This window comes from Streptomyces sp. DSM 40868, from assembly GCF_011820545.1.
GTDB classification, from domain to species: Bacteria; Actinomycetota; Actinomycetes; order Streptomycetales; family Streptomycetaceae; genus Streptomyces; species Streptomyces eurythermus.
Genome location: NZ_CP050504.1, coordinates 1,042,796 through 1,055,439 on the forward strand (window position 1 = coordinate 1,042,796; position 12,644 = coordinate 1,055,439).

12 protein-coding genes are annotated in these 12,644 nt (G+C 73.1%); 5 read left to right on the top strand and 7 right to left on the bottom strand.

What is annotated here, in order from left to right; translation table 11 throughout:
- Positions 1-41: 41 nt before the first annotated feature.
- The gene (locus tag HB370_RS04465; RefSeq protein ID WP_030784752.1) at positions 42-410 is read right to left on the bottom strand and encodes an isomerase; all 369 of its coding nucleotides are present in this window, start codon (positions 408-410) and stop codon (positions 42-44) included.
- A 120-nt stretch (positions 411-530) separates the two neighbouring features.
- On the opposite strand from HB370_RS04465, the gene murJ reads away from it, so the two are divergent.
- The gene (gene murJ / locus HB370_RS04470) at positions 531-2,255 is read left to right on the top strand and encodes a murein biosynthesis integral membrane protein MurJ (protein ID WP_030784749.1); all 1,725 of its coding nucleotides are present in this window, start codon (positions 531-533) and stop codon (positions 2,253-2,255) included.
- A gap of 31 nt (positions 2,256-2,286) precedes the next feature.
- Here murJ and HB370_RS04475 read toward each other — a convergent pair whose 3' ends face one another.
- Positions 2,287-3,225 (bottom strand): LysR family transcriptional regulator, encoded by a 939-nt coding sequence (locus HB370_RS04475; RefSeq protein ID WP_244405421.1) that lies wholly within the window; start codon positions 3,223-3,225, stop codon positions 2,287-2,289.
- A gap of 68 nt (positions 3,226-3,293) precedes the next feature.
- Between HB370_RS04475 and HB370_RS04480 the strand changes: the two genes are divergently transcribed.
- On the top strand, positions 3,294-4,247 hold the full coding sequence (locus HB370_RS04480) for a DMT family transporter (protein WP_051815767.1): 954 nt from the start codon (positions 3,294-3,296) through the stop codon (positions 4,245-4,247).
- A gap of 39 nt (positions 4,248-4,286) precedes the next feature.
- On the opposite strand, the gene HB370_RS04485 is transcribed toward HB370_RS04480, so the two are convergent.
- Positions 4,287-4,826 carry a GNAT family N-acetyltransferase gene (locus tag HB370_RS04485; protein ID WP_030784744.1) on the bottom strand — a complete coding sequence of 180 codons (540 nt, stop codon included), beginning with the start codon at positions 4,824-4,826 and terminating at the stop codon, positions 4,287-4,289.
- Between the two features lie 211 nt (positions 4,827-5,037).
- Here HB370_RS04485 and HB370_RS04490 point away from each other — a divergent pair, with 211 nt between their 5' ends.
- On the top strand, positions 5,038-5,817 hold the full coding sequence (locus HB370_RS04490) for a hypothetical protein (protein WP_030784742.1): 780 nt from the start codon (positions 5,038-5,040) through the stop codon (positions 5,815-5,817).
- A 51-nt stretch (positions 5,818-5,868) separates the two neighbouring features.
- Here the strand turns inward: HB370_RS04490 and HB370_RS04495 are convergent, their stop codons facing one another.
- Positions 5,869-7,125: a glycoside hydrolase family 88 protein gene (locus HB370_RS04495; protein WP_030784738.1), complete on the bottom strand. Its 1,257-nt coding sequence runs from the start codon at positions 7,123-7,125 to the stop codon at positions 5,869-5,871.
- 670 nt (positions 7,126-7,795) lie between these two features.
- Between HB370_RS04495 and HB370_RS04500 the strand changes: the two genes are divergently transcribed.
- Positions 7,796-8,455 carry a maleylpyruvate isomerase N-terminal domain-containing protein gene (locus tag HB370_RS04500; protein ID WP_030784735.1) on the top strand — a complete coding sequence of 220 codons (660 nt, stop codon included), beginning with the start codon at positions 7,796-7,798 and terminating at the stop codon, positions 8,453-8,455.
- A 33-nt stretch (positions 8,456-8,488) separates the two neighbouring features.
- On the opposite strand, the gene HB370_RS04505 is transcribed toward HB370_RS04500, so the two are convergent.
- Entirely contained in the window at positions 8,489-9,229 is a 741-nt protein-coding gene (locus HB370_RS04505) for a VCBS repeat-containing protein (protein ID WP_030784732.1), read from the bottom strand.
- Between the two features lie 261 nt (positions 9,230-9,490).
- Here HB370_RS04505 and HB370_RS04510 point away from each other — a divergent pair, with 261 nt between their 5' ends.
- On the top strand, positions 9,491-10,150 hold the full coding sequence (locus tag HB370_RS04510) for a hypothetical protein (protein ID WP_030784729.1): 660 nt from the start codon (positions 9,491-9,493) through the stop codon (positions 10,148-10,150).
- A 29-nt stretch (positions 10,151-10,179) separates the two neighbouring features.
- On the opposite strand, the gene HB370_RS04515 is transcribed toward HB370_RS04510, so the two are convergent.
- On the bottom strand, positions 10,180-11,076 hold the full coding sequence (locus HB370_RS04515; protein ID WP_030784724.1) for an NAD(P)-dependent oxidoreductase: 897 nt from the start codon (positions 11,074-11,076) through the stop codon (positions 10,180-10,182).
- A gap of 270 nt (positions 11,077-11,346) precedes the next feature.
- Positions 11,347-12,582: a type II CAAX endopeptidase family protein gene (locus HB370_RS04520; RefSeq protein ID WP_030784721.1), complete on the bottom strand. Its 1,236-nt coding sequence runs from the start codon at positions 12,580-12,582 to the stop codon at positions 11,347-11,349.
- Positions 12,583-12,644 lie beyond the last annotated feature (62 nt).

Here is a 12,644-nt window from a genome sequence, read left to right on the forward strand (position 1 = left end):
GGTCCCCCGGTGACGACGGCCGGCGAGGGGCCGTGACGGGGTCATCCGCCGGCCGTGGTCACGGTGGACAGCCGGTAGCTGCCGGCCAGTTCCCTGACCTCCACCGAGACGACCGCCTCGGGCACCCCGGCCGCGCGCAGGTGTCCGTCGGCCAGGTCCAGTACGCGCTCGGACAGGCGGGCCCGCTGGTGTGCGGGGCGGCCGGCCAGGAGGCCCACCTCGATGTGCAGGAAAGCGGTCTCCCCGCTCGACATGTCACCGATGTACGTGTCCACCGGCCGGACCAGCGTCTTGCACACACCCGTCGATCCGGATTCCTCCAGGACCAGCGGATGCAGCTCCTTCACGAGGACGCCCGCGTCGAGGACTCCGGCCAGACGGGAGGAGTAGTCGATGGTGAGGTGCGGCATGCGGGACCTTTCATCACACTTCCTAGTTTCTCAAGGCAACTATTTTCTCTCACGGTGTCCGGGCCCCCGCGCCCGCCCCGGCATCGCGGCCCCCTCCCCTGGCTCACATAGGTTGTGCGCATGATCGAGGACGCGAAGACGAGGCCACGGGGTGTGCCGGCACAGCGCCGGCCCCGGGGCAGGCACGCCGCCCCGGCGGGCCGGGCGGACCGCCGTACGCGAGGCCGTCGCCGGAAGAGACCGGCCCCTCCCGGGCCGGCCCGGGCCTCGATACTGATGGCGGCCGGCACCGTGGTGTCCCGGGCGACGGGACTCATCCGCACGGTGCTCCAGGCCGCCGCACTGGGCACGGGCCTGCTGGCGAGCACCTACAACACGGCCAACACGGTGCCGACCAGTCTGTACACGCTCCTGATCGGCGGCGCCCTCAACGCCGTCCTCGTACCGCAGCTGGTGCGCGCCCGCGCCACACACCCCGACCAGGGCCGGGCCTACGAGCAGCGGCTGGTGACCCTCGTGGTGTGCGTCCTCGGCGTCGGGACGGCGCTGGCGGTGTGGGCGGCACCCCAGATCGTCGGCGTCTACATGCGGGACACCGCCGACAACCACGAGGCGTACGAACTGACGGTCACCTTCGCCCGGTACCTGCTGCCGCAGATCTTCTTCTACGGACTGACCGGCATCTACGGCCAGGTCCTCAACGCCCGCGAGAAGTTCGGGGCGGCGATGTGGACGCCGGTGCTGAACAACGTCGTCCTGATCGCCATGTTCGCCGCCTACCTGGGCCTGATGACGGTCCCCGACCGGGTGGCGGACATCACGGCCGGCCAGGTCCGGCTGCTCGGCATCGGCACGACCGCCGGCATCGCCGTACAGGCCCTCGCCCTGATCCCGTTCGCCCGCGCCGCCGGCTTCCGGTTCCGGCCGCGCTTCGACTGGCGCGGCACGGGCCTCGGCTCCAGCGTCCACGCGGCCAAGTGGACCCTGCTGTTCGTGCTGGCCAACCAGGTGGCCCTGGCGGTGGTCACCAACTACGCCAACGCCGCCGACCAGGAACTCCCGGACGCGGGCGCGGGCTACTCGGCGTACACCTACGCGCAGACCATCTGGATGCTGCCCCAGTCCATCGTCACGGTCTCCCTGGTGACCGCGCTGCTGCCGCGCATGAGCCGGGCCGCCGCGGAAGGGCGGGTGGCCGACCTGCGGGCGGACCTGTCCCGCGCCCTGCGGGTCAGCGGCGCCGTCATCGTGCCCGCCGCGTTCTTCTTCCTCGCCCTGGGCCCGCTGCTGGCGGTGCTGCTGTTCGCCCACGGTGCCGCCGACGCGGCCACCGCCCGGCCGCTCGGCCACATGCTCCAGGCGTTCGGCCCCGGCCTCGTCCCGTTCTCCGCCCAGTACCTGCTGCTGCGCGGCTTCTACGCCTTCGAGGACACCCGTACGCCGTTCTTCATGGCCGCGTGGGTCGCCGTGGTCAACATCGCCCTCGTCACCGCCTGCCATGTGCTGCTGCCCGCGCGCTGGGCGGTGACGGCGATGGCCGGTGCGTACACGCTGTCGTACGCGATCGGGCTCCTGGTGACCGCGCGGCTGCTGCGGCGCCGGGTCGGCGGACGCCTCGACGACGGGGCCCTGCGCCGCACCTACGCCAAGCTGCTGGTCGCCGCCGGCCTGGGCGCGGCCCTGGGCTGGACGGTGGCACGGCTGTGCGGCACCAGCCTCGGCACGGGCACCGCACCCACGGCCCTCTCCCTGGCCGCGGGCACGCTGACACTGGCGGTGGTCTACCTGACGACGGCCCGCCTGCTACGCGTCCCGGAACTGAGCCGACTGCCTGGGCTGCGCTGACGCGGCCGGGGGGCCGCCGGAACCGTGCGCGTCAGGGGCTGCCGGAGTGGTCGGCCGCCGCCCGCTTCAGCAGGGAGTTCAGCAGGTGTATGTCGGGCCTGCGGGCGGTGCCCGAGCGGCTGACGGTGAAGACCGTCCGGCTGACCGGCCTGGTCAGCGGGTGCAGGCTGACCCCGGCGGCGTCGTCCGGGACGGCGAGCCGGGGGGCCAGCGCGACGCCCGCACCGGCGGCGACCAGGGAGGTCAGGACGGCGAAGTCGCTGCTGCGGACCCGGATGTCCGGGACGAACCCGGCGGCGCCGCAGGTCCGCTGGATCATCTCGTAGCAGGAGGTGTCCGGCGCGGGTGTCAGCCAGGGCGCCTGGGCGAGCGCGGAGAGGTCCGCGGGCGCCCCGGGGGCCAGCCCCAGCCGGTCCGCGTGGTCGAGGCGCAGCACGGCCACCACGGGGTCCTCCATGAGGGCCTCCTGCTCGCTGCCCGAGGGGAAGTCGCGGGGCAGTACGGTGTAGCCGTGGACGACGGCGACGTCGATCTCCCGCTTGTGCAGGGCCTGGAGCGCGTCACCGGGTTCCAGGACGGTGAGGTGCAGGGCGAGCCGGCGCGACCACGCGTCGTCCTCCTCGGCGAGCGCCCGGTACACGGCCGGGAACAGGGTGCGGGCGGCCGAGGCGAACGCGGCCACCCGGACCTGTCCGCGCCGGCCGCCGCGCAGCGCCGCGAGGTCGGACTCCGCGGCGGCGAGGTCGCCGAGGACCACCTCCGCGTGCGCGACCAGCAGCTCGCCGGCGGTGGTCAGCCGCAGCGTGCGTCCGTGTTTCTCCACGACGGGCAGGCCGGCCTCCCGTTCGAGGACGGCCAGCTGCTGGGAGACCGCCGGCGCGGTCAGATGCAGGGCCTCGGCCGCCGCCGCGACGGTGCCGTGGATGGCCAGGTGGTGCAGGATCCTGAGCCGGCGAACATCAAGCATCATCACTTCTTACGCTTTACATAAAGAAAGCTAACTGGACCTTCTTGTTTCCGTCTCGGCATCGTAGAGGAATGCGCACACGGTTCGCCTCCCCCCGCTTCCTCGCCCTGGCCGGCACCGTCGTGCTGTGGGCGTCCGCGTTCCCGGCGATCCGCGTGGGGGTCGGCGGACTCGGCCTGGCGGCGCTCTCGCTGCTGCGGCTGGCCATCGCCGCCGTCGTCCTGGCCGCCATCGCCCCGTTCGCCGGGGTCCGGGTGCCCCGGCGCAGGGACCTGCCGCAGATCGCGCTGTGCGGGCTCACCGGCATGACCGCCTACCAGGTGCTGCTGAACTGGGGCGAGATCCATGTCGAGGCGGGCACCGCGAGCCTGCTGATCGCCGTCGCCCCCGTGTTCAGCGTCCTGCTGGGCAGCGCCTTCCTGGCCGAACACATCAGCCGCAACGTGGCCCTCGGCAGCGTCATCGCCCTCGCGGGCACCGCCGTCGTCACGCTGAGCGACGGGGTGTCCGGGTTCACCGCCGCGTCCCTGGTGGTGCTGGCCGCGGCCGTCGTCCAGGGCGTCTACCACTTCGCCAGCAAACCGCTGCTGCGGCACTACACCGGGCTGGAGGTGGCCACGTACGCCATGATCGCCGGCACGGTGTTCGCGCTGCCGCTCGTCCCCGCGACGGCCCGGGCGATGACCCACGCCCCCCTGGACGCGCTGCTGGCCGTCGCCTTCCTCGGGCTGCTGCCGTCCGCCCTCGGCTTCGTGATCTGGGGCTACGCCGTCGCCCGTCTGCCGCTCGCCGCGTCCACGGCCGCGCTGTACCTGGTCCCGCCCGTCGCCCTGCTGGTGTCCTTCGTCTGGCTCGGCGAGATCCCGCACCCGGTGGAACTGCTCGGCGGCGCCGTCGTCGTGGCCGGCGTCGTCCTGATCAACCGCCGCTCCGGCCCGGCACCGCGCTCCCGGGCCGTCGCCGGACACACGGCCCGCACGAAGCACACGCACGAACACACCGACGAGCCCTCCATACACCGCTGACCCACCCGGCCCCGGCGGCGCGACACCGAGCCGAGGGCGTCACACCCTCACACCACGCGCGATTCGGTACAGCACGTTCGGACGCAGTGGCCCTTCGGGCACGGTGGGGTCGTCGAAATCGTCAGCCGGGTCGCGGGTCATGCCGATCCGGCGCATCACTGCCCGGGAACGGAGGTTGGCAGCAGTCGTCACCGCGAGGATCTCGGGGAGTTCGAGCGTCTCGAAGCCGAAGGCCAGACAGGCCCGGGCGGCCTCGGTGGCGTAACCCCGGCCCCAGGCCGAGCGAGCGAGCCGCCAACCGATCTCCACCCCCGTGAACGGCATGCCGTCATCCACCCGGTCCAGGCCCGCGAAGCCGATGAACTCGCCCGTGGCCTGCAACTGAACGGCCCACCATCCGTATCCCCGCCGATCGAACTCGGCTTGGTACCGCGCCACGGAGGCATCGCTCTGTTCGCGGGTGAGCAGGCCGCCCAAGTGCTGCCGAACCTCGGGATCAGCGTTCATCGCCGCCCATGGTTCAAGGTCGGAGTCCTGCCATCGACGGAGCAGGAGGCGTTCGGTACGCAGTTCAGCCATGCTGCCCAGCCAACGTGAGCGCCGCCCCCGAGGCAATCCGTTTCGGCCGGGCCCCCTGTCGCCTCGGCCATCGCCGGTTGGCTGTGACACGGCGCGGTGGGCGGGCCGGGCCGGTGTGCCGGGATGATCCGGCGGTTGATGCCCGGCAGCGCGTGGTGAAGTGTGGGCCTCTGACAACCTCGACTTCGACGGCAAGGAGCGTTTCCTCGCGATGACCGTACAGCCCGCACGCCCTGAGCGCGGTGGTCCCGGGACCGCCGCGGGCATGGATGTCCCGCCGTTCAAGCCTTCTCTCGTCAGAGCGGTGTTCAGGGACGTGACTCCGCTGCACGTCTCCCGGCCGGCCGCGTGGGCCGCCGCGTCGGTGACGCGGACGGTGCTGACGGAGATCATCGACGGCGCGAGGCGAGCGGCGGCGGCGGAGGCCCGGAAGAAGCTGGTCCCCGGGGACCTCCTGTCGGCGATCGACCGGAACGTCGAAGTCGAGGTGGGGACCAAGTGGTACGACCACAGCCCGACGTTCCGGGGTCTGACCGGTGTCCTGTACGACGCCGAGGGCGCCGTCGTGCCTTCTCGTCAGCGCCGCGGGCCGCGCAGACCGAGTGCTGTGGCCGGCGCCCACCGGTTCGAGGCCGGGGTGAGGAAGCTGCTGCGCAGCCGGGGGGCGAGGGCCGTTCCGGCGATGGTCCGCGACCTGGACGGAATCGCGAGCATGTTCCTGACGGACCTCGCACGGGACGCGGCCATGGTCGTCCGCGAGGGCGGGGTCAAGCGTTTCGGTTCGGTCCACCTGGTGACGCCGGGCGAACCGGCCCCTCCCCCGCTCCTCAAGGATCCCCTCCTGGCCCTGTCCACCCGCAGGGGGGACGGGCGGACCATCGGCAGGGACGACGTCCTGGCCGCCACCACGATCCAGTTGTTCGGCGGCAGCCTCAGGCAGCGGGCCCTCACCGAAGCACGCGAGGCGACACGGAACGCTTCGGCCGGCTGAGCGGGTGCGGGCGACATCGCCGCCCGCGCCCCCCTCCTCGATCCAGGACCGCTAGGACGGCTGTGACAGGTCGATCGCGCGGTCCACGTCCGCGGGGCGGAGCACCCGCAGGATGCCTTCGAGGAGGTAGTAGTCGGCGTAGGGCAGCGAGATCTCGATGCCGTCCTCGCCGGGACGGTTGCGGGTGCAGCGGGCCACGACCGCCTCCGCGCGGGCCGAGTTCCTGGTCAGGCACGTCTCCGCGAGGGCGGTGAGGATCCGCAGCGCCACGTCCCGGTAGGCCCGCCGGCCGGTCGCCGCGTGCAGGTCCAGCAGTCCGCACGCCATGATCGCCCCGGCGGAGGCGTCCTTGATGTCGTACGGCTGCTGCGGCGCCCGGTAGTCCCAGACGGGCACGTGGTCCGGGGTCAGCGCCTCGATGGCGTAGTCGGCGAGTCTGCGCGCGGTGTCCCGGAACCCGGTGTCGCCGGTCCTGCGGTACATGGTGGTGAACCCGTAGATGCCCCACGCCTGCCCGCGCGACCAGCAGGAGGAGGCATCGTAACCCTGCACCGTGGCGGGGCCGAGGGGTGCGCCGGTGTCCGGGTCGAAGTCGAACACGTGCGGGGTCGAACCGTCCGGTCGGGGGAAGACGCGCTGGGCGGTCCTCGCGTGCGCCACCGCGATGTCCAGGTAGGCGGGGTCACCGGTCTGCCGGCTCGCGAACGCCAGCAGGTCCAGGTTCATCATCGTGTCGATGATGACGCGGCCGGCGTTGGCGGTGTCGTTCAGCGCGCCCCATGCCCGGATGAACCCGCCGCCCGGGTTGTACCGCCGTATCAGGGAGTCGGCCGCGCGTATCGCGCCGGTGCGCCACTCGTCGTCGCCGGTCAGGCGCCAGGCGGTGACCCAGGAGGGGTAGAAGAGGAAACCCAGGTCGTGGGTGGTGGTGTCGGTCTGGCGGGGGGCCAGGTTCCGGGCCGACTCGACCGCCCGGGCACGGAAGGTGTCGTCCCCGCTGTAGAGGTACGTCATCCACAGCGTCCCGGGCCAGAAGCCGCCCACCCAGTCCCCGCCGCGCGAGTACGTCCACTTCTCGAACCTGGTGCCGACCGGGAAGCCGGTCACGCGGGGCGCCACGGCGCGGACCTTCGCCACGGCGTAGTCCGCCGCCGCGCTCAGCGTCCGCAGGGTCGCGCCCGTCTCCACCCGTCCACCCGTCTCCGCCCGTCCGGCCGCCGCCACGGGTGCCGCCGACGCCTCCGTGACCGGCCCCACGGCCGCCGCACCCGCCGCCGTGACCAGCAGCGCACGCCGGGAAACGCTCATGCTCGCCCTCCCACTCCGCCGTGTTCGAAGGAAGTCGGCTGAGCTTGGCACACCCCCATATGACATGTACACCCACGTGTGTGAAGTTCATGCACGTGAACGCCCCTTGCCTATGCCCGTCCCGGTGCCAGGATGAGGCGAGCATCGCGCCGACGGGGGAGGGACAGCATGGCCGGCCACTGGGTGAAGCTCGAACCGGACGTCGCCGCGTTCGACGGGCCCCGCTTCCAGCCGTACGTGGAGCGCTGCCGTGCGGCGGCCATCCGCTTCGCCACCCTCGCCGAGCTGGGCGACACACCGGAACACCGGCGCGATCGCCGTGAACCGCGAACCGGGTTTCGAGGACGCGATGTTCTGAGCCGGACACCGCCGCGCTGCGTGCCCGCGCGACCGGCGGGCGTGGGAGCACGGCCGCCGGGCATTCGACGGGCGGCAGGCTCCCCGGGATGCGGGGCGGCCGCCCCGCGCGCAGCTCGCCGTGCCGGTTACGCGGTATCGGTCTTTCGGTGATCGGTCATGACCGCCGGCATGCCTGATCCGACGGGGCCCCGCGTCGTCAACGGGCCGACCGATGCCGAGGGGACCCACGTCGGCAGTCGACCGGCCGGTGCCGAGGGAGGCCCGGGTAAATGGGTCGAAGCGCCCCACCGCGCGCTGCTAGCTTGCGGGGGTGGACCTCTTCCCGCACTCCTGGACCGCCTTGCGCACCGCCGTGGCCCGGCTCGCCGACGAGGACTTCGCGCGGCCGTCCGGCTGCGCCGGCTGGCTCGTCCGGGACCTGGTGTGTCATCTCGTCATCGACGCCCAGGACGTACTGATCACCCTCGTGACACCCGCGGCGGGCGAACCGACGCACGACGCGGTGACCTACTGGCACGTCACGGACACACCGCCGGCCGGCGACGACCCGCTGGACGCGCTGACGGTCCGGCTGGCCGCCGCCTACGAGGATCCCGGACTGCTCAAGTTCCATCTGGACGATGTCGGTTCGGCCGCCGGACGCGCAGCGGAGCTGGCCGATCCCGGACTGCGGGTGAGCACCCAGGACATGGTCCTCACCGCCGGCGACTACCTCTCGGCGTACGTCCTGGAGTGGACCCTGCACCACCTGGACCTGATCGCGCACCTCCCCGACGCCGAACGACCGCCCGCCGAGAGCCTCGCCCGGGCGCGCGGGATGCTGGAGGAGATCGCCGGGGCGCCCTTCCCCGCGTCCTGGTCCGACGAGGACGCGCTGCGGATCGGTACGGGCCGCCGGGCCCCGACCGACGCCGAACGGACCGAACTCGGCGACCGGCCGGCCGCGAGACTCCCGCTCGTCCTCGGGTGAGTTCCCGCTGAGTTCCCGGTGGTTCCAGGCAGGTCACCTCGCCCCGCACCCCGGGTAGAACGGCGTGAGGCCGGCGTGCGGGAGGCGGGCCGGCGGGCGGTGGCCGGTGGCCCCCGCGTCCGTGGTGTACGCGCGGGTGCCGGCCCTCAGTCCGGTGCGCGGGTCGCCGAGCCTGGCCTCGAACACATACACCCCGTCGCCCGCGTAGGTGTAGGCCGCCAGGTCGGGATACCGGTCGTGGTCGTGGTCGGCCACCGCGATGTCCTGCGTGGCACCCAGGTCGAGCCGTACGGTGCGCCGGCTGCGGCCGGTGCCGGAGAAGGGTCCCAGCCGCAGTTCGGCCACGCGGGGCGGGACCGGGTCGTCGCCGCCCTGGGCCTGCCCGGCGACCACGACCAGGTCGCTCCAGCCGTCCTGGTCGAAGTCCGCCACGGCGGCGCGGACATACTGCTGCCGGTTCCCCGGGCGGTCGGCCAGTCCCCGCGCCGGTACGGTCCGTTCGCGGCGCGAGCCGGTGCCGAAGGTGATGGTCAGGCGGGCGCCGTGGTGGGAGGGGTCGGTGATCCGGTCCGGGCGGCCGTCGTTGTCGACGTCGGCGATCAGGCCCCCGGAGCCGGTCAGGCACGCGGCGACGGCGGATGGCCCGGCCGGTCGCGGCGGGGGCTGCCCCAGGGAGTCCTCGCACCCGGAACACATCAGCAGGCCGACCAGGACCAGAGCCGCGCGGGTACGGCGCCCCAGCCGGGGGGTACCGGTGTGTCCGCGCGTCGCCATGAGCAGGAATCCTAGCCACGGAGCGTACGGGACACGGAAGTTGGGGGCGCGATCTGCCGTCCCGGCGCCATTGGCATCACGTCCTGCTCGCCGGAACACGGGTGTCAAGTGCACGACTTCCGGGTCCACGGCCGGACACTCACCCCCGCCGAGGTCGCGGCCCTGGCCCAGGGTCGACCGCCGTGTCTGTGTGTCACGAAAGGTGAGAACGGGTTAACTCACCCGTATCATCCAGGTGTCGCACCACAAGCGGAGGTAGATATGCCGGAAACCGCTGGGCCCGTCACCGAATTGGCCTCTCAGTACGTCAGCCAGGTGACCAAGGACCTAGAACAGAACGTCAAGGAACAGGAGCGCGTCACCGCGGAAATCGCCGCGTTGCAAGAGCGGTTGGCCGCACTCCAGCACGACCACGCCATTCTGCTGAACATGCAGCAGGCTCTCGGCATCGCGGCCCCGGCCCCGGTCGTGCCCGCTCCGCGCGGGAAGAGCGGCGGCGCCCGACGCCCCGACACCAAGAAGCCGGGGCCGAAGAAGCCGGCCGCCAAGAAGCCCACGGCCCGGAAGCCGGCGGCCAAGAAGGCCCCCGCGAAGCCCGCACAGCCCGAGCCTGCGCAGCCCGCACAGCAACAGCCCGCGCAGCCGTCGCAGCCCGCGCAGCCGACGCTCGTCGAGCTGGTCCGCCGGTATCTGACCGAGCAGAACGAGCCGCGCTCGGCCGCGGAGGTCGCCGAGGCGCTGGGCCGGACGTACCCCGAGCGGGCGGTGCAGACGAAGGTCGTGCGGACCACTCTGGAGAACCTCGTGGCCCGCAACGGCGCGCACCGCAGCAAGCAGGGCTCGTCCGTCTTCTACACCGTGGCCGCCGAACCGGCGCCGGAGACGGCCGAGAAGGCGGAAGGCGCCGACACCGCCGAGTGAAGCCGGCCGCCTCGCGCAGGGCCCCGCACTCAGGCGGACGGCGCCCCGGCTTCGCCGAAGCTGGCGAAGTAGGCGGCGGCCATGTCCTCGTCGGCGTGGCCCTGCGCGGCGGCGCGCTCCAGGCGTGCGGCGCTCGCGGCGGCCACGTCCAGACGCACACCGTGTTCCTCGCCCGCCCGGACGATGAGCCGGGCGTCCTTGACGGCGGTGGCCACCGCGAACTGAGCGGGCGTCAGTTCGTCGTCCAGGATGAGCCGGGCCTTGGCTCGCAGATAGCCCATGTCGAGCGGGCCGCCGGCGATGGCGTCGAAGAAGTGCCGCGGGTCCACGCCGAGCGCCTTGGCCAGGGCCAGCGTCTCGCCGGTGGCGGCGGTGGCCGCGACGACCCAGCTGTTGGCGACCAGCTTCAGCCGGGTCGCGGTGCCGGCGGTGCCGTCCTCGCCGGTCCACACCGTACGACTGCCGATCGCGTCGAACACCGGGGCGACCACGGGCCGGTGACCGGCCGGGCCCGCGGCGAGGACGAGGAGTTGTCCGGCCTCGGCCGGCTGACGGGTGCCCAGCACCGGCGCGTCGAAGAACACCAGTCCGTGTTCACCGGCGAAGGCCGCCAGGTCGCCGAGGGACTCGGTACCGGCGGTGCTGCACTGCGCCCAGGCGGTGCCGGGGCGCAGTGCGGGGGCGGCCTCCCGCATGGCGTCCAGGGCGGCCGGGCCGTCGTAGAGCATGGTCAGCACCACGTCGGCGCCCTCGACGGCCTCGGCGGGCGTGCCGGCGACCAGCACCCCGTCGGCGGTGAGCGGTTCGGCCTTGGCGCGGGTCCGGTTCCAGGCGCGCACGGTGTGTCCGGCGCGCGCCAGGTTGCGGGCCATCGCGGCTCCCATGATGCCGGTGCCCAGGACGGCCACGGCGCGGGTGTCGGTCATGACGTCAACTTCCTTTGCATGTAGGGCTTTTACGGGTCGACGGACGTACCTTCCGGGAGAGGACACGGCTCCGCCCACGGAACCGATCTTCCACCAGCCGACCGCACACCCTCGCACACCACCGCACCGCTCGGCGTCATGTCTGCCGACGGGCCGCGCACGGTGGCCCCGTGCTCCATCGGCGCCGAGTCCCCGAAGTGCGGGCCGTCACCGCCTCCCAGGGCCGTCGCCGCCTCCGTGGGCTCATGTGCGGACCCGCCGGTGCGCCGCTCACCCGGTGCCCGGGGTGTCCTCCCCGGTGCCCCCCGGCCCGGCCGGACGGTCCGTGCCCGGCCAGGGCGCGGCAGCCCCCGGGTGGGCGGTCCCGGACGGTGACACGGGGGCACCGGTCGACGGGTGACCGGGCCACTGTCCGGGCACCACACCCTGTCCGGGCACCACACCCTGTCCGGGCACCACACCCTGTCCGGGCACCACACCCTGTCCGGGCATCACACCCTGCCCGGGCATCACACCTTGTCCGGGCATCACACCGTACGGGTGAACCGGCCACTGCCCGGGCACCGAACCGTACGGGTGCACCGGCCATTGTCCGGGCAGCGGCGCGGGGGCGGTGCGGTCCAGTCGGCGGCGGCGCAGCCACCACGTCACGGCCGCCGTGTACAGCACGATGCCCGCGACGTCGAGCACGACCGTCTGCCAGCCCGCGTCGGCCGCGGTCTCGTCACTGGCGAGCCCGTCCACCACGGCGGCCGACACACCGAAGGCGAGGAGGTTGTTGACGGTGTGCAGGGCGATGGACGCCTCCAGTCCCCCCGTCCGCCAGGTCAGCCACCCCGCGCACATCCCGAACACCAGCAGGTCGGCGAAGCCCCACACCGTGCCCCAGCCGTGGGCGGCGGCGAACAGCACGGCCTGGGGCACCAGCGCGGCCCACGGCGAACGCAGGAACGCCCCCGCCGTCTGTGTCAGCCAGCCACGGAAGACGTACTCCTCCGCCGCCGCCTGCAACGGCACCAGCACGACCAGCATGGCCAGGGCCCGCCCGAAGGCCGGCCAGCCCACCCACTGGCTCTCCGCCTCGCCGCCGTCCGAGGGCAGCAGGAACATGGCGCCCATCGCCAGGGCGAGGACCGGCACGGCCGTCAGCACGCACAGCCCGAGCCAGCGCCACCGCAGCCGCCCGGTGACCGAGGAGACCGTGCCGGCCGGGCGCCGGCCGATCCAGCGCACGGTCAGCAGCAGCACGGGTATGCCCACCGCGATCGACAGCAGGTCCAGCGCGGTGCCCGAGACGGGGCCGAACTCCGGCCAGCCGTCGGCGTCCTCGGGGTACCCGAGGGCCACGCCCAGGACCAGGAAGCAGAGCATGAGGACGAGCACGGCGAGGACATAGCCCACGGCCACGACCAGGGTTCCGAGCAGCGGGCGCCACCACCGGTGGCGCGGCGCGAGACGGGCCAGACGGTGGTACGGGAGCTGCTCGGCGAGCGGTGGCTGTGTCATGCCGTCAGCCTGCCAAAGTTCCGGAGCCGTGCCATCGGCCCACGGCAGGAGCGGTGTCTCTA